General features: G+C 69.5%; 13 protein-coding genes. 2 read left to right on the top strand and 11 right to left on the bottom strand.

Features of this window, described 5'->3' with window-relative positions:
- Nucleotides 1-49 precede the first annotated feature (49 nt).
- Nucleotides 50-3,052 (bottom strand): glycoside hydrolase family 95 protein, encoded by a 3,003-nt coding sequence (locus tag Vse01_RS00820; protein ID WP_093402205.1) that lies wholly within the window; start codon nt 3,050-3,052, stop codon nt 50-52.
- Between the two features lie 388 nt (nt 3,053-3,440).
- Nucleotides 3,441-3,776, bottom strand: a complete 336-nt coding sequence (locus Vse01_RS00815) for an L-rhamnose mutarotase (protein WP_198413129.1) — start codon at nt 3,774-3,776, stop codon at nt 3,441-3,443.
- A gap of 169 nt (nt 3,777-3,945) precedes the next feature.
- On the opposite strand from Vse01_RS00815, the gene Vse01_RS00810 reads away from it, so the two are divergent.
- Nucleotides 3,946-4,641, top strand: a complete 696-nt coding sequence (locus Vse01_RS00810; protein WP_093402460.1) for a FadR/GntR family transcriptional regulator — start codon at nt 3,946-3,948, stop codon at nt 4,639-4,641.
- A gap of 281 nt (nt 4,642-4,922) precedes the next feature.
- On the opposite strand, the gene Vse01_RS00805 is transcribed toward Vse01_RS00810, so the two are convergent.
- The 4 genes from Vse01_RS00805 to Vse01_RS00790 all read right to left on the bottom strand — a co-directional run bounded on the left by Vse01_RS00805 (nt 4,923) and on the right by Vse01_RS00790 (nt 9,960).
- Nucleotides 4,923-6,251, bottom strand: coding sequence for an enolase C-terminal domain-like protein (locus Vse01_RS00805; RefSeq protein ID WP_198413134.1), 1,329 nt, complete (start codon nt 6,249-6,251; stop codon nt 4,923-4,925).
- 73 nt (nt 6,252-6,324) lie between these two features.
- Nucleotides 6,325-7,365, bottom strand: coding sequence for an ABC transporter permease (locus Vse01_RS00800; protein WP_093402202.1), 1,041 nt, complete (start codon nt 7,363-7,365; stop codon nt 6,325-6,327).
- A complete protein-coding gene (locus Vse01_RS00795; RefSeq protein ID WP_093402201.1) occupies nt 7,358-8,899 on the bottom strand; it encodes a sugar ABC transporter ATP-binding protein in 1,542 nt (513 codons plus the stop codon). The genes Vse01_RS00800 and Vse01_RS00795 overlap by 8 nt, the downstream gene beginning before the upstream one ends.
- The gene (locus Vse01_RS00790) at nt 8,896-9,960 is read right to left on the bottom strand and encodes a sugar ABC transporter substrate-binding protein (RefSeq protein WP_093402200.1); all 1,065 of its coding nucleotides are present in this window, start codon (nt 9,958-9,960) and stop codon (nt 8,896-8,898) included. Before Vse01_RS00790 ends, Vse01_RS00795 begins: the two co-directional genes overlap by 4 nt.
- A 757-nt stretch (nt 9,961-10,717) precedes the next feature.
- Here Vse01_RS00790 and Vse01_RS00785 point away from each other — a divergent pair.
- Nucleotides 10,718-11,179 carry a VOC family protein gene (locus Vse01_RS00785; RefSeq protein WP_093402199.1) on the top strand — a complete coding sequence of 154 codons (462 nt, stop codon included), beginning with the start codon at nt 10,718-10,720 and terminating at the stop codon, nt 11,177-11,179.
- 11 nt (nt 11,180-11,190) lie between these two features.
- On the opposite strand, the gene Vse01_RS00780 is transcribed toward Vse01_RS00785, so the two are convergent.
- The 5 genes from Vse01_RS00780 to Vse01_RS00760 form a co-directional block, all read right to left on the bottom strand.
- Nucleotides 11,191-11,991: an inositol monophosphatase family protein gene (locus Vse01_RS00780; protein WP_093402198.1), complete on the bottom strand. Its 801-nt coding sequence runs from the start codon at nt 11,989-11,991 to the stop codon at nt 11,191-11,193.
- 81 nt (nt 11,992-12,072) lie between these two features.
- Nucleotides 12,073-13,221: a serine hydrolase domain-containing protein gene (locus tag Vse01_RS00775; RefSeq protein ID WP_093402197.1), complete on the bottom strand. Its 1,149-nt coding sequence runs from the start codon at nt 13,219-13,221 to the stop codon at nt 12,073-12,075.
- 4 nt (nt 13,222-13,225) lie between these two features.
- The gene (locus Vse01_RS00770) at nt 13,226-14,053 is read right to left on the bottom strand and encodes a carbohydrate ABC transporter permease (protein ID WP_093402196.1); all 828 of its coding nucleotides are present in this window, start codon (nt 14,051-14,053) and stop codon (nt 13,226-13,228) included.
- Nucleotides 14,053-15,021 (bottom strand): carbohydrate ABC transporter permease, encoded by a 969-nt coding sequence (locus Vse01_RS00765; protein WP_093402195.1) that lies wholly within the window; start codon nt 15,019-15,021, stop codon nt 14,053-14,055. The genes Vse01_RS00770 and Vse01_RS00765 overlap by 1 nt, the downstream gene beginning before the upstream one ends.
- Nucleotides 15,018-16,379 carry an ABC transporter substrate-binding protein gene (locus Vse01_RS00760; protein WP_093402194.1) on the bottom strand — a complete coding sequence of 454 codons (1,362 nt, stop codon included), beginning with the start codon at nt 16,377-16,379 and terminating at the stop codon, nt 15,018-15,020. The genes Vse01_RS00765 and Vse01_RS00760 overlap by 4 nt, the downstream gene beginning before the upstream one ends.
- Nucleotide 16,380 lies beyond the last annotated feature (1 nt).

Below are 16,380 nucleotides of genomic sequence, written 5' to 3'. Positions count from 1 at the left end.
AGCCCGATCTGTTGCCGCCCGGCGGCGAGTCGGAGACCGCCCTCGACCGTCAGCTGCCGATCGCGATGGCGAAGATGTGCATGGTCGGTACGTTGGCCGCCGGACGTGCGCTGATGTTCGGCAGTTCCACCCGGGCCACCGGCTTGTTCTGCAACCCCACCCCGACGTAGTAGACGCAGGCGGTGGTGTTGTGTCGCTGGTTGCCGGGCCGGTTCTGGTACGCCATCACGACGGCGGCGGTGCCACCGGCGTGGGGGCCGCCGTACCAGTCGGGGGTGCTCAACGTGAACGTCTGCCGGGTGCCGTCGGCGTAGACCACCGCGGCCGTGCCCGACACGGCCCCGTAGGTGCCGGTGGCGAGGAAGCCGAGCGTACGGCCCGTGCCGGTCAGCCCGATCGACTGCCCGGAGGCGATGGCGTTGTCCGCGCCGCCCGGCGCGACGTTGGGCCAGCGGAAGGTGACCCCGTTGCGGCTCACCGTGCTGCCCGGCGTCACCCCGGCCTGGGCCAGGGCCTGCGCGGAGAGGGTGGCGCCGTTGCCGTCGAAGTTGCCGGCGCCGGTGTTGTTGTCGTTTGTGGTGCTGACGTTTGTGAAGCTCTGCTCCAGCGGCGGTGCGGTGGGCGTGCCGCCGGAGCCGGTGGCCCGGTAGGTGCGCCCCGCGGCGACGGTGACCTCGATCAGGTCGTTCTCGACCTTCGTGGTCCGGGCCGGGGTGCCGTCGGCGGCATCGACAACGGTGTGGTCGCCGGTGAACATCCGGCCCCGCAGCCGGACGGTGCCGGCCCGGTCCGGCCGGACGAGGATCTCGGTGGCCTGGCCGTTGCTCCAGGTGACGCCGACGGTGTGACCGCCCCGACCGCGCAGTCCGCTGACCCGTCCGCTGGGCCAGGCCGCCGGCAGGGCCGGCAGGATGTGCAGCTCACCGACGTGGCTGTGCAGCAACATTTCGGCGATGCCGGCGGTGGCGCCGAAGTTGCCGTCGATCTGGAACGGCGGGTGCAGGTCGAACATGTTCGGCGCGAGCCGGGCCGGGGTGGCGAGGAAGCGGATCAGGTCATGGGCGCGGTTGCCTTCCTCCATCCGGGCCCAGAAGTTGATTTTCCAGGCGAGCGACCAGCCGGTCCCGTCGTCACCCCGGATCTCCAAAGTGCGCCGGGCCGCCTCGAACAGCTGTGGGGTGCCTCGCCGGGTGATCTGGTTGCTGGGCGCCAGCCCGTAGAGGTGCGAGATGTGCCGGTGGTTCCGCTCGGTCTCGACCCAGTCGTACAGCCACTCCATGATGTTGCCGCGCGACCCGATGCGGTTCGGCGCGAGCCGGTCCCGGGTGGCCCGGACCTGCGCCCGGAAGGTGGCGTCGGTGTTGAGGATCTCGCTGGCTCGGGCGCACCCGTCGAAGAGGTCCCGCAGGATCTGGTTGTCCATCGTGGGTCCGGCGCACACGCTGGCGTCGGCGTGGTGACCGATCTCCGGCGAGTTCGACGGGTTGGTCACCAGGTAGCCGAGGCTCGGCTCGGTCACCAGGGTGTCGAGGAAGAACTGCGCCGCACCCTTCATCGCCGGGTAGTTCGCCCGAAGGAACTCGACGTCCCCGGTGAACAGGTAGTGGTCCCAGATCAGGGTGGCCAGCCAGGCGCCGCCGGTCTGCCACATGCCCCAGAAGGCACCGTCGACCACCGAGGTGGCGCGCCAGGCGTCGGTGTTGTGGTGGGTGACCCAGCCGCCCGCGCCGTACTGCACCTGGGCGGTGCGGGCCCCGGCCACCGCGAGATCCCGGACCATGTCGAAGACCGGTGCGTGGCACTCGGAGAGGTTCGTGGTGTTGGCCGGCCAGTAGTTCATCGGCAGGTTGGCGTTGATTGTGTACTTCGAGTCCCAGGCCGGCGTGAGGGAATCGTTCCAGATGCCCTGGAGATTGGCCGGCTGGGTGCCCGGCCGGGAGGACGAGATCAGCAGGTACCTACCGAACTGGAACAGCAGCGCGGAGAACTGCGGATCGTTGACGCTGTTGTGCTGCGCGATCCGCACGTCGGTCGGCTGGTCCGCGGCGGAGGTTCGGCCCAGGTCGAGGCTGACCCGCCCGAACAGCGCCTGGTAGTCGGCGACGTGCCGAGCGCGCAGCTGGTCGTAGCTGCTGGCCCGCGCGGCGGTGAGGTGCCGCCGCGCGATGCCCTGGTAGTCGCCGCCGACGTTGCGGTAGTTGACGTAGCTGGAACCGATCGAGACCAGCAGGGTCACGCTTGTGGCGCCGGTGACCCGCAACGTGCCACCGGAACTGCTCACGGTGCCGCCGCTGACCGTGGCGTTGGCCAGCGCCAGGAAACGCACCGCACCGTTGACGCCCTCCTGATTGCCGGAGACCCCGTCAAGGGCGATCGTGCTGCCGTCCGGGCTAGAGGCGGAGGTCCGCTGCGGACTGTCGAACGTGGCGGTGAAGGTGATCGAGCCGGCCCGGTCGGCGGTCAGCCGCATCGCGATGACCTGGTCCGGTGCGCTGGCGAACGTCTCCCGCTGGTACCGCACGCCGTTCATCACGTACGACACGCTTGTCGTCGCCGTGGTGAGGTCCAGCTGTCGGTTGTACTGCGACGCCCCGCCGGAGGTCGGGAAGGCCAGCCGGAGGTTACCGACGGTCTGGTACGCCAACTGCCCGACCGGGTTGCCGAGCATGTTCTGATTGATCAGGTTCTGAGCCTGGGTCCACTGATTGGCGAAGACGAGACGCCGAATCTCGGCCAGCGCGCCCAGGCCGCGGGGGTTGCTCGGGTCGTGCGGTCCGCCGGCCCAGACGGTGTCCTCGTTGAGCTGTAACCGCTCCGCGTCGACGTTGCCGAAGACCATGGCGCCGAGCCGGCCGTTGCCGATCGGCAGCGCCCGCAACCAGTCGGTGCCGGCGGCCTCGTCGTACCAGAGCGCCAGGTCACCGGCGGCCAACACCTGTGGCGGTGCCGCCGAGTCCGCACGGGCCGCAGCGGTCCACGGCAGCGGCAGCAGGGCTCCACCCGCACCCGCCGCACCGATCTTGAGGGCCTGCCGTCGAGTCAGGTCTGACATCGATCCTCCAACCGAGACCGATCCGGCCATGCGAAGCCTCACTGATCGCCGGCAGACCCAGAACGGCCCAGACGTCTGATGTGTTTCGCGTAGGTTACCGCCGAGCAAGCCGATAGGCAACGGTCGATCCAGGCATCGGAACGACGCATTCGCCAAGCGGTCGATGCCGCTTCCACCAGGTGTTCTACGGCCTGTGGGCAGGGTGACCCCGCTCCCGTCGGCCGCCCGGGTAGACCGGAGCACACACCGAACGGGAAGCTCGACTAGCCATATTCATCAGATGAGCTGCCGGTCGGATCGGCGTCAGCGCCGGTCCGTCGCGACGCGCTCAGGCGACACGGTGAGCAGGACAGCCGCCCACCAGTCAGGGGTGTTCCGGTCGGACAGGTCAGGGCACCTCCTCGGTCAGGTGCCAGATCTCCTGCATCGGGGCCCACCAGTGCCCCGATCCGGGTTCGGCGAGAGACTCCTGGCAGGGGTCGGTCAGCTTCCACCACGCCTGCGTCTGCGGGTCGTCGGCCATCCGACGCTGGTCCGCGTCGTGATCGTCGCCGACGTACTCGTAGTAGCCGAACAACAGGTCGCCGTGGAGGAAGATGGTGAAGTTGCGGATGTTCCTCTCGCGCAGCGTCTGCTCTACAGCGGGCCAGACCGCGGCGTGCAGCCGCAGGTAGGTTTCCCGGTGCTCCGGCCTGAGCCGGATCACCATGCCGTAACGTCGCACGTCACATCCTCCGGCGAGGTCGGTTGATCCTGGTCCCGGCAGCCGCACCGCGAGCGAGCAGCGTCGCCGACAAACGTCCGATGTCTCTATAGTGGTGGGGGTCGCCGGCGCCCCTCACGGGCATCGGGTGCAGGCCGGCGTCCGGCTGACCCGTCCGAAGGGGGCGCGCATGGCACTTACCGACGACGCGATCGCGAAGATCCGGAGCATGATCCAGAGCGGTGAGCTGCCCCCGGGGACGCGGTTGCCACCGGAGCCGCAACTGGCCGCCCAGATGGGGCTCTCCCGAAGTGGCGTCCGGGAAGCGGTGAAGGTGCTCGAATCGGCTCGGGTGCTCGACGTGCGACGCGGCGACGGGACGTACGTGACAAGCCTCGCCCCCCGGCTGTTGCTGCAAGGGCTCGGCGTCGCGGTGGAGTTGCTGCGTGACGACACCCTCCTGGAGGTCATGGAGGTACGCCGGATGCTGGAGCCGATGGCGACCGGCCTGGCGGCGTTGCGGATGACCGACGCCGACCTCGACGAGCTGGGCCGGATCCTGGAGGACATGCGCGCGGCGGCCGACGACGCCGAGAAGCTGATCCAGTTCGACACCGCGTTCCACCACACCGTCGTCGCCACGACCGGCAACGAGACCCTCACCTCGCTGCTGGACGGGCTCTCCGGCCGTACGCTGCGGGCCCGGGTGTGGCGCGGGTTGATAGAGGGCAACGCGGCGCACCAGACCATCGAGGAGCACCACACGATCTACCTCGCGCTGCGCGCGCGTGACCAGTTGCTGGCACAGGCCAGCGCCCTGCTGCACGTCAACACCTCCGAGGCGTGGCTGCGCACCGTGCTCGCCGCGACGTCGGCGGACGGGTAGACACCGCCCGGCGCGGACCGGGGGTCTGTCGGAATCGCTCCGACGGTCGTCCGGACCGGGGCGGAGGCCGGCCGCCGGCACGCCCCGCCGGGTCTGCCTTGTCGGCGGTGTCCGAGAACCCGCGGTCAGCCGGATCGGATCGGGCGGACCGACTGAGTCGAGCCAGACATCAGACGACCCACGCCGGACGGCGGCGTGGCCGAGGAACTCGGCGGCCTCGTCGGGACGGCAGCGGCCGCCCCGCACCAGTACGGTGCCGTACCGCCCGGCCGCAACACTGATCATGTCTGCCGTGCTCCCGCCATGACCGACGCGTCCGCCCACGCCGGGCCGCCCGGGAAGCGGTACTGCGCCAACGAGTCGGGCAGGATCCGGGCGCTCATGCCGGGCGCGTCGGGCGCGAGGTAACGTCCGCCACTGACGCGTACCGGATCGACGAAGTGCTCGTGCAGGTGATCGACGTACTCGATGGCCCGGTTCTCGGTGCTGCCGCTGAGCGCGACGAAGTCGAACATGGCCAGGTGCTGCACCAGCTCGCACAGTCCCACTCCCCCGGCGTGCGGGCAGACCGGCACCCCGAACTTCGCGGCGAGCAGCAGGATCGCCAGGTTCTCGTTGACGCCGGCCACCCGGCAGGCGTCGATCTGCACCACGTCGACGGCGTCGGCCTGGAGCAGCTGCTTGAACATGACCGCGTTGTGCACGTGCTCGCCGGTGGCCACCTTGACCGGGGCGAGCGCCTTGCGGACGGCACCGTGCCCGAGCACGTCGTCCGGCGAGGTCGGCTCCTCGATCCAGTACGGGTCGAACTCGGCCAGCTCCCGCATCCAGCGGATCGCCTCGGGCACACCCCAGATCTGGTTCGCGTCGACAGCGATCCGGATGTCCGGGCCGACAGCCCGTCGCGCGATGCCCATCCGGCGGATGTCGTCGGTCAGGTTCCCGCCCACCTTGAGCTTGATCAGCCGGTAGCCGGCCGCGACCGCCTCCCGGCAGAGCCGGGCCAGCTTCTCGTCGTCGTAGCCCAGCCAGCCGGGGGTGGTGGTGTACGCCGGGTAGCCCTCGGCCCGTAGCCGCCGCTCGCGCTCGGCCCGCCCACCCTCGGCGGCTCGCAGCAACGCCGCCGCCTCGTCCTCGGTGAGGGCGTCGCGCAGGTAGCGGAAGTCGACCTGGGCGACCAGTTGCTCCGGGGTGAGGTTGGCGAGCAGCTGCCACAGTGGCTTCTCCGCCCGCCGGGCCGCGAGGTCCCACACCGCGTTGACCAGACCGCCGGCGGCCATGTGCACGACCCCCTTCTCCGGCCCGAGCCAGCGGATCTGGCTGTCGCCGACGAGCCGGCGGGCCAGTGCCCCCGGATCGGCGACCAGCTCGTCGACCGGCTGGCCGACCACCATCGGGGCGAGTGCCTGCACCGCCGCGACCTGGAGGTCGGTGCCCCGGCCCACGGTGAAGACCAGCCCGTGTCCCTCGGCATCGGCTGAGGTGCGCAGCACCACGTACGCGGCGGAGTAGTCGGGGAACGGGTTCATCGCGTCCGACCCGTCGCGATGCCGGGAGGTGGGGAACCGTACGTCGATGGTCTCTACGGACGAGATGCGCTCACTCACCAGTAACTCCTGAGGGGTCGAGCAGGTGGGCCTGGTTTCCTGCCTCGCGTTGGGCCCGGCCGACGGGCGGGCCGCCTCACGTCTGCGCCTTGCCTCCGGTGATGCGGGAGACCACCAGGGCCACCAGGATGACGGTGCCGTTGAGGAAGTTCGTCCACTGCGCAGGCACCCCGGCCAGGGTCAACACGTTTATGATCATGAACAGCAGCAGGACTCCGGTGAAGGCGCCGAAGACGCTGCCCTTACCGCCGTTGAGGCTGACGCCGCCGATCACCGCCGCCGCGAAGACCTGGAAGATGGCGCCGCTGCCCTGGGCCGACGGCACCGCCGCAAGCCGGCCGCTGATCAGCAGACCGGCGAGCGCCGCGAGCACACTGGCCACGATGAGCGTCAACCAGAGCACCCGGTCGGTACGGATACCCGCCGCCCGGGCCGCGTCGGCGTTGCCGCCGATCGCGTACAACGCCCGACCCGCCCGGGTGTAACCGAGAACGACGATCCCGGCGGCGAACAGCAGCAGCGACAGCCAGATCGAGGCCGGCACGCCGACCCAGGTGGCGGAGCCGAGATAGGTCATCGACTCAGGCAGCATGAAGAAGGTCTGACCACCGGAGATGCCGGTGAGCAGGCCGCGCAGGACGATCAGCATGCCCAGCGTGACGACGAAGCCGTTGAGGCCGAAGCGGACGATGAGCAGCCCGTTGAAGGCGCCGACGAGAGCGCCGACGAGCAGCACGACCGGGACCGCCCAGGCGTCCGGTAGCACGTCGAGGCCGAGACCCCGGGTCAACGCGGGGTCCACCACCAGCCAGGCGGCGATACCCGGGGCGAGGCCGAAGGTGGACTCCAGCGACAGGTCCATCTTGCCGGTGATCAGCACGATGGTCTGGGCGAGGACCACGATCGCGATCTCCGACATGCTCTGCAGCACGTTGATGATGTTGTCGGTGCTGAGGAAGACCGGGCTGACGATGGACCCGACGATCGCGACCGCGATGATCGCCGGCACCAGCGCCAGGTCCCGTAGCCGGGCGATGGCCAGGCTCCGTGATGCGGCGGCCCGGGGTGGTGGTGGCGTTTCGGCCGGCCGCGCGGTGGTGGAGAGCGTCTCAGACATGGTGGAGATCCACCCCTTCCATGGCGGCTACCAGCTCGTTGTCGCTCCAGCCGTGGGCCATCTCGCGGACCACCCGCCCCTGGAACATCACCAGTACGCGATCACAGATCCGTAGGTCGTCGAGTTCGTCGGAGACGACAAGCACGCTGGTACCGCGACGGCGTACCTCCTCGACGACACCGAGCAGGGTCTGTTTGGAGCGCACGTCCACCCCGGCGGTCGGGGTGATCAGCACCAGCAGCTTCGGATCGCTGGCCAGTGCCCGACCCATCACCACCTTCTGCTGGTTGCCCCCGGACAGCTCGGCGACCGGTACCTGCGGCCCGGCGGCCTTGATCGCCAGGTCGGTGATGGTGTCCCGGGCCAGGGCGTCACGCCGGGCCGGCGAGATGAGGCCCCGCCGGCCGATCCGATGCGGCACGGTCATGGTGACGTTCTCGGCGATGGACAGCAGCGGCACCAGCCCTTCGCGGTGCCGGTCCTGCGGCACCAGCCCGACACCCGCGTCCAGGGCGTCGGGCACGCTGCCGGGCCGCAGCGCACGCCCGTCGACAACCACCGTCCCGTCCGCTGGCCGGGCCAGGCCGACGATCGCTTCGGCCACCTCGACCTTGCCGCTGCCACCGCCGCCCGCCAGGCCGACCACCTCGCCCGCTTGGACCTCGACGGACAGCTCGGCGCCGGAGCTGGTGACCAGATCGCGTACGGCGAGCAGCAGCGGCGCGTCGGCGAGCAGCGGCCGGTGGTCGGCCTCGGGCATGGTCACGTCCTCGCCGGTCATCGCGGCCACCAGTGCGGGTCGGCTCAGCTGCGCCACCGGGGCGGTCACGATGTGCCGGGCATCGCGGAAGACCGTCACCTGGTCGCAGATCTCGTAGATTTCCTGAAGGTGATGGCTGATGAACAGGAAGGTCACGCCCTGCGCCCGCAGCTGCCGGATCCGGGCGAACAGCCGATTGATGCCAGCCCCGTCGAGCTGGGCGGTCGGCTCGTCGAGGATGATGAACCGAGCACCGAAGGAGAGCGCCCGGGCGATCTCGACGAACTGCCGCTGCTCGACGGAGAGCGTCGACGCGGGCTGGCGCACGTCGACCTCCACCGACCATTCCGCCAGCAAGTGCTCGGCCGCGCGACGCAGCCGCGACCAGCGGATCAACCCGGCCCGACCGCGGGCGTGCCGGTTGAGGAAGAGGTTCTCCGCCACGGTGAGGCTGCCGATGATCGTGGACTTCTGGTAGACACAGGCCACCTGCTTGCGCCAGGCGTCGCGGTCGCCGAGCGGCGGCGCCGGACGCCCGTCGAAGGCCACCGCGCCGTCGTCGGCCGCCTGCAAGCCGGTGAGAATGCTGACCAGGGTGGACTTGCCGGCGCCGTTGCGCCCGACCAGGGCGTGGGTCTCGCCGCGGCGGACCACGATCCCCGCGTCGGCCAGCGCCACCGTCGACCCGAATCGTTTGGTGATGCGCACGGCCTCGACGACGGGCTGGCCGGCATCGCCCAGCCCGTCGGTCGACCCACTCGGGGTGACGCTCATGCGTTGTTGCCCCACAGGGACGGGTCGTCGAACTTGAGGGTGGGTTCCCCCGCGATCGGCGCACCGTCAAGCGTCACCAGTGGCGCCGGCAGTTGGTCCTCCAGCAGGCCGTCGCGCACCTGGATGATGTTGCTGCCGTGCTCGGTCGGGCCAGGCTGGAACGTCTTGCCCTCGATCGCCGCCTGCACGTACTCCAGGCCGTACTTGGCGTAGAGGTCGGCCGGCTGGCTGACCGTGGCGTCGATCAGCCCTTCGCCGATGTTCTTCAGCTCCTCGGGAATGCCGTCGTTGGAGACCACGAAGACGTGCTTCGCATCGCTCGGCGGTACCTGGAGACCGCGCTGCTTGAGGATCTGAAGGGTCCCGGACAGGGCGAACGAGGACTGCATGTAGATGCCCTTGATGTCCGGGTCCGACGCGAAGCGGGTCTGGAGCTTCGACGCCGCCACGTCGGCCTTCCAGTCGGTGGCCTCGCCGAAGACGGTGATGTCCGGGAACTGTTGCTGCATGCACTCGTTGAACGCCTCGGTACGGTCCCGACCGTTGATCGAGTCGAGGCCACCCTGGAGCATCACGACCTTGCCCTTGCCCCCGAGTTTGGTGCCGAGGAACTGACACGCCTTGATGCCGTAGGCGCGGTTGTCGGCTCGGACGACCATGAACACGTTGCCGGTGTCCGGCCGGGTGTCGATGGTGACCACCGGGATCTTCTTGCTGTCCAGTTGGGACAGGGTCGGCGCGATGGCGGCGGTGTCCTGCGGCGCCATCACCACACCCTTGACGCCCTGGCTGATGAAGGTCTGGGTGTTCGAGATCAGGTTGGCGATGTCGTTCTGCGAGTTCGTCGTCTTGACCTCGACGCCCAACTCGTCGGCGAACTGCGGGACGTACTTGATGTAGGAGTTCCAGAAGTCCGTGTCGGAGCGGGGGTAGTCAACCCCGATGACCTGCGAGCCGCCCGATCCGGTCCCGTCGGCCGCGCCGTCACCGCAGGCCGCCAGGGAGGCCGACACGCCGAGCAGCAGCGTCAGCCCCACGCTCGTCAATGCCCTGTTTCTCATTGTCGTTCCTCCATATCCGGGACGTCACCGCAGGTGCGTCGTCGCGACCGGGGTCCGGTCGCGGCAACGCGCGTGTCGGACGTGATGTGCGAAGGGTTCATGGGGTGGCGATGGTCCACCCCAGATCGCCGCCGTCGCCGGGCGCCTGGTAATCCGCCGCGCCGTCACTGGTCCGCAGTTGCCGAGGCAGTCGGACGGGCCCGCGGTGGCGGCCCGGCCGAGCAACGGCCCAAAGGAACGGAGTGCGGGACATGGCGATCCCTCCAAGGCACGGTGGCGGGGTGGTGGAGTTCACGTGACTTAGACATCAGACGTTAGAGCTTGCAGACATGTGACGTCAACGTCCAGGATCGCGCGAAACCCGGCGGCGGTGAGGTCGGATCGTCTTAGACATCAGATTGATTGCATCAATGAGCAGCACTCCAGCCCACCGGGGGCTGGCGACCCGCCAGCGCGGACACCACCGCCCCGCACCTCACGGCCGGCCAAACGGACCCGGCGCGTGACCGCCACGAGCGGGAACCTCGGCCACCGATGTTGGCGATCACATCGGCATAACCACCGTTGTTCGTCCGGGCGTGAGGACGCTAGATGCGAACGCTAACATCGATGTCGCTGAGATTGCTAGCTTGTTGCGGACGCGATCAGGAGAATCTGAGCCGCCAGCGTCATCGCCCGCCCACCACGGTCGCGCACCGAATTGTCGGCCCTGCCTGGCAGGGTGACTGCCGGAACGCGAACGGAATGGAGCAACGCGATGAGCCGCCACATCCAGGTCACCTTCGACGCCCACGACCCGACAGCGCTGTCGACGTTCTGGCGGGACGCACTGGGCTACGTACACCCCGGCCCGCCCGGCGTCGACCTTCCCGAGGGCGCCGACCCGCTGGCCGCGTGGGACGACTTCCTCGCCCGGATCGGCGTACCGCCGGAGCAGCGCAACACCAGGTCGGCCATTGAGGACCCGGAAGGGCACGGCCCACGGCTGTTCTTCCAACAGGTGCCGGAGGACAAGATCGTCAAGAACCGGGTGCACCTCGACGTGCGGGCCGCGCCCGGGCTGACCGGAGCGGAACGAATGGCAGCCTTACAGGCCGAGTCTGATCGGCTTGTCGCGTTGGGCGCCACGCAGGTGCGCCGGGTCGAGCCCGCGCCGCCACTTGAGGCCGGCTTCATCGTGCTGACCGATCCCGAGGGCAACGAGTTCTGCCTCGACTGACCGGGCCGGCCTTACGCCGACTCCCCCTGCTCCGCGATCAGCGTCAACAGGTCGGCGTGCGTAGGCGCGTCGGCCGCCGCGACGAGCCCGCCCAGGCCGCTGGCCCAGGGTTGGCCGTCGAGCCCGGTCACCACGCAGCCGGCCGCCTCGCAGAGCGCGATGCCGGCCGCGAAGTGCACGTTGTCGCGCAGTCGGCCATCGGTGACGTACGCGGCGCGCCGACCGGCCGCGACCCAGGTCAGTGCCAACGTGGTCGACACGACCCGGGGCCGGAATCGCTCGACGAACCTTCCGTGAGCCAACAGCCGGACGGCCCGGAACACCCGCTCGTTCGGGTATGGCGGATCGAGATTGACGTCCACCAGCCCGGAGGCCGCCGAAGGCGTGAGTTGCTCGTCGGCACCGGCGTGCCGCACCCGGGCGTCGGTGCCGTCGGTCCAGAAGACCTCCTGGGTGAACGGGTCCACGGCGGCCGCCACCACGACCTGCGCGCCGACCCGCAGGGCCACGTTTACCGAGACCAGCGTGGTGTGTACGGCAAAGTTGAGCGTCCCGCAGAGCGGATCGACAAGCCAGACGCGCCCGTTCCCGCCTGAGCCGCTGCGTCCGCTCTCCTCGGCCAGCACGGCGTCGTCGGGTCGCGCGGACCGCAGCACGCCGAGGATCGCCTGCTCCGCCTCAACGTCGGCGGTGGTGGCGAAATCCCCACCCGACTTCGCGAACCGGGCCACCGCTGTGCCGTGGTGCGAGCGCACCACCTCGGCGCCGGCCTGCGCCGCCCGGATCGCGAGATCAGCATCGACAAGCGACATCCGACCAGCGTACGGCTATCCCGGTCGCGGGTGTGCCCCGGCTCAGCCGAGCGGCTTCGCCGGGCCACCCGCGTCGGTCACCTATCGCCCGAGGCAGTCCCGGACCGCTGCGGAGAGCAGGTTGGCCCGCTCGTCGTCGAAGCCGCCCATCTGGTTGACGACATAGCCGAAGCCGACCTGGTGGGCGTCGTCGCCGAAGGCCAGGTGTCCACCCGCGCCGTCGTGCCCGAAGCTGCGTACGCCGAGCATCGGGCGTGGCACCGAGTGCACCAGGAAACCGGTGCCCCAGCGATGCCCCGCATCGGGCAGCCCGTAGACCTGTTGACCACTCACCCGGACCGTGACGGCGTCGTCGACGGATGCGGGGCTGAGCAGCCGCGCCGCACCCACCTCGGAGACGCAGGCGGCGTAGAGGCGGGCCAGGCTCTCGGCCGTGCTGACCGCGCCCGCGCCCGGGATCTGGGCGGCCTGAATGGCCGGGTCGTTGAAGCTGACCAGGCCGTTCTCGTCGGCGGGGAAGGCGAAGGCGCCGCCCATGGTGATGCCGCGCTCGGCGACCGGGTCGCTGGCCGGGACGGGCTCGCCGATCGGCGCCAGCATCCAGGCGACGGCGTCCCGTTCGGCGGCCGGCAGCCCGATCCAGGTACGCAGGCCCAGCGGCTCTCCGAGAACGCGGGCGAAGTAGGCGCCGGGCATCTCACCGGTGATCCGCCGGATCACCTCGCCGATCAGCCAGCCGTAGGTGATCGCGTGGTAGCTGTGCGCGGTGCCCGGCTTCCACAAGGGAGTCTGCGCCTCGATGGCCTTGATCACCGGCTCCCAGGCGAGCACCTCCTCGCGGGAGAAGGGCTTGTCCAGCGCCGGCAGGCCGGACTGGTGGGTGAGCAGCCACCGAACGGGGATCTCCGCCTTGCCGTGCTGGCCGAACTCCGGCCAGTAGCGGGTGACCGGCGCGTCGAGGTCCAACCGCCCCTCCTGCACCAGCAGGTAGGCGCAGATCGCCATGATCCCCTTGGTGCAGGAGAAGACGACGGCAGGCGTGTCCGCCGTCCAGGGGCGTCCGGACCGGACGTCGGCCAGCCCGCCGTGCAGGTCCACGACCTTACGGCCGCGCAGGTAGACGGCGACCGCCGCGCCCACCTCCTGCCGGTGGGCGAAGTTGTCCCGAAACACGTCGGCGACCGGGCCGAAGCCCTCTTCGACGTCACCGTGGGTCTGGCTGTCGCTCAACCCGCTATCCCTTCACGGAGCCCTGAAGCAGGGCCTTGATGAACTGTCGCTGGAAGATCAGGAACACGATGAGGGTAGGCGTGAGGATGAGCAGCGAGCCAGCGCAGAGCAGCACCAGATCGGTTCCCCACTGTCCCTGGAAGGCGCCGAGGGCACCCGCCATGGTCCGCTTCGTCGCATCGTCGACGAGCACGATGGCGAGCAGGAACTGGTTCCAGGTCCACAGGAACAGCAGGATGGTCAGCGAGGCGATGGCCGGCCGAGCCAGCGGTACGTGCACCCGCCAGAACAGCTGCCAGGTGTTGCTGCCGTCCACCCGCGCCGCCTCGGACAGTTCCCGGGGCACGTTTATGAAGTGGGCGCGCATCCAGAAGACCGCGAACGGCATGTAGAGGCCGATCAACGGCAGGACGATCGCCCAACGGGTGTTGAGCAGGCCCAGGTCCCGCATCTGGTAGTACAGCGGGGTGACCACCGCCTCGAAGGGCAGGGTCAGGCCGAGCAGCAGCAGCCCGAAGGCGAGGTGACCGCCGGGCACCCGCAGGTGGCCGAGGCCGAACCCGGCCATGGTCGCGATGAGTACGCCGACCGGCACCACCCCGGCCACGATCAGCGCGCTGGACTTCAGCAGCGCGCCCATGTTCGCGGCGTTGAAGGCGTCGACGAAGTTGCCCCACTGCGGATCGGTGGGCCAGGCCAGGCCGGTGGGCACGGTGCCACGCGGCTGCAATGCCGCCGACAGCATGCTCAGGAACGGCAGCAGGGTGACCACGACCAGCGCGATCAGAAAGATGCGTCCGGTCAGCCGCTCGCTGCGGGTGGTCAGGTTCATCACTTCTCTCCCCGGGTCAGCCGCTGGATCGGCAGTACGCACACCAGCACCAGCGCCATCAGCACCACCGCGAGGGCCGAGGCGAGGCCGACCTGACGCTGGGAGAAGGCGAGCCGATAGATCTCCAGGCCGGGCACGGTGGTCTGGATCCCCGGGCCACCGCTGGTGGAGATGTAGACGATGTCGAAGCTGGCCAGCGCCGCGATGATGGTCACGGTCAGGCAGATCCCGATCTCCTGACGCAGGCTGGGCAGGGTGACCGCGAAGAACTCGCGCACCGGGCCGGCGCCGTCGATGCGGGCGGCCTCGTAGAGCGAAGGGTCGATCTTGCTCATCCCGGTGATCAGCAGGATCGTGCAGAGGCCGAGCATGACCCAGGTGCCGATCACGCCCACCGCCGGCAGCGCGGTGTCGAACTCGCCGAGCCAGGCCCGGGTGACGCCGCCCAGCCCGACCGCCCGCAGCGCCTGGTTGACCAGGCCGTTGGTGGAGAGCACCCAGCTCCAGGCGATGCCGGCGGCGACGAGCGGGATCACCTGGGGCAGGAACAGCACGGTCCGGACCATGGTGCCGGCCGGGCCGGTGGTGATCCGCCGGACCAGGCTGGCCACCAGCAGGCCGAGCAGGACCGGGATGAAGCTGAAGAAGATGATCAGAATGAACGCGTTCGAGATGATCTTCAACAGGTCCCGGTCGGTGAAGACCGTGAGGTAGTTGTCCAGCCCTGCCCACCGGGCCGCACCGATGCCGTTCCAGTGGTACAGCGAGTACTGCATGGTCAGCACGAGCGGACGCAGCACGAAGACGCCGTACATGATCAGTGCGGGCAGGACCCAGAGCCACCCGGACCACCGGACCGTGCGGCCCCACCGCTTCCGGTGGGGCCGCGCGGGTGACCGGGTGTCCCCCCGGCCGGGTCGGGACGCGGTGCCCGACCCGGCCGGGGCGCTGCCGAGGGCAGACGTCATCGGGACAGTTCCTTCTCGTACTCGGCCTGGACCGCCTTCACGTACCCCTCGGGGGTCTGCTGGCCGGCGATCAGCTTCTGCATCTCGGGGGTGATGGCGGCGGCGAAGATGCCGCCGGTGGCGTTCGCGGTGAAGTCGACCGCGCCGTTGTCCGCGCCGAGCTGCTGGGACGCCTTGAGCGTCTCGGCGAGCACCGTGCCCTCCGACACCGGCGGCAGAGCCAGGTCGGCCGGGCCGCCCGGGTGCGAACCGCCGATGGTGACCGAGATTTCCCGGGCCTTGTCGTTGGTGTGCACCCAGTTGAGGAAGAAGGCAGCGGCGTCCGGGTTCTTCGCCTTGGCGCCCACGCCGAACGTGTTCGGCGCGGACATCGCGACCCGCTTGGCGTCGGCGGTCTCACCCGGGAAGAGGAAGAAGCCGACCTCACCGGCCATGTTCTTGTCCAGGTTGCCCGACTCCCAGTCGCCGTTGAACATGAACAGGCCGTTGCCCTTCTGGAACTCGCCCATCATCGCTGTGTAGTCGATGGCGTTGGCGTCCTTCGGGAAGTAGCCGGCCTCCGCCCACTTCTGGATGGTCTGGGTGGCCTTGAGCGCTGCCGGCGTGTCGAAGGTCGCGCCCGGCTTCTGGAAGATCCAGTCGGCGATTGCGGTCGGGTCGCCGTACTGGTTCTGGAGCGCCTGGTGCGGGAAGTTGATGCCGGCGGTGTTCTTGTTGAACTGCATGATCGGCAGCAGGTTGGCCGCCTTCGCCTTGGCCAGCAGTTCCTCGAACTCGGCGATGGTGGCCGGCGGCTGGGTCATGCCGACCTGCTCGGCCTGCTTCTTGTTGTAGAAGACGCCGGTCACGCTGTAGCCCAGGCCCATGCCGTACAGCGAGCCGCTGCCGCGCACCGCGCCGCCGTCGGACAGGCGCAGCTGGACGAGCTGGGAGGCGGGGAACTTGTCCCAGCCGTACGCGTCGAAGTACGGGTCCAGGTTCTTCAGCAGCCCGTCCTTCACCAGGTCGACCATGGTGGGCAGGCGGATGATGTCGGGCGCGTTGTCCGAGGCGAGCACCCGGGGCGCATTCTCCGTGATGACGGTGAACTGGTCCTCGCGGACGTTGAACTTGACGTTCGGGTGCTGCTTGGTGAACTCGTCCGCGAGGGCCTTGGCCAGCGGGAAGCCGGTCTCGGCGTACATTTCCAGGGTGATCGGGTCGGTACCCAGCTCGGTGCTCACCGGAGCGTCGGAGTCCCCTGCGGGGGTCTCCTCCGAACCCGGTGCGCTACAGGCGGTGATGGCCAGGCTGACGCCCACTAGTGGCACCAGCAGGGCCAACCGGCGTCGGGTGAATCTTGTCGAGAACTCCGGCACC

This window comes from Micromonospora sediminimaris (assembly GCF_016863575.1).
GTDB classification, from domain to species: domain Bacteria; phylum Actinomycetota; class Actinomycetes; order Mycobacteriales; family Micromonosporaceae; genus Micromonospora; species Micromonospora sediminimaris.
Note: the sequence above shows the minus strand (reverse complement) of the source record. Positions and strands in the feature narration are given on the sequence as shown.

Coding starts and splice junctions, on each gene's coding strand:
- Vse01_RS00820 (WP_093402205.1), bottom strand. CDS start 3,052: ATGTCAGACCTGACTCGACGGCAGGCCCTCAAGATCGGTGCGGCGGGT.
- Vse01_RS00810 (WP_093402460.1), top strand. CDS start 3,946: ATGGCACTTACCGACGACGCGATCGCGAAGATCCGGAGCATGATCCAG.
- Vse01_RS00800 (WP_093402202.1), bottom strand. CDS start 7,365: ATGTCTGAGACGCTCTCCACCACCGCGCGGCCGGCCGAAACGCCACCA.
- Vse01_RS00795 (WP_093402201.1), bottom strand. CDS start 8,899: ATGAGCGTCACCCCGAGTGGGTCGACCGACGGGCTGGGCGATGCCGGC.
- Vse01_RS00790 (WP_093402200.1), bottom strand. CDS start 9,960: ATGAGAAACAGGGCATTGACGAGCGTGGGGCTGACGCTGCTGCTCGGC.
- Vse01_RS00785 (WP_093402199.1), top strand. CDS start 10,718: ATGAGCCGCCACATCCAGGTCACCTTCGACGCCCACGACCCGACAGCG.
- Vse01_RS00780 (WP_093402198.1), bottom strand. CDS start 11,991: ATGTCGCTTGTCGATGCTGATCTCGCGATCCGGGCGGCGCAGGCCGGC.
- Vse01_RS00770 (WP_093402196.1), bottom strand. CDS start 14,053: ATGAACCTGACCACCCGCAGCGAGCGGCTGACCGGACGCATCTTTCTG.
- Vse01_RS00765 (WP_093402195.1), bottom strand. CDS start 15,021: ATGACGTCTGCCCTCGGCAGCGCCCCGGCCGGGTCGGGCACCGCGTCC.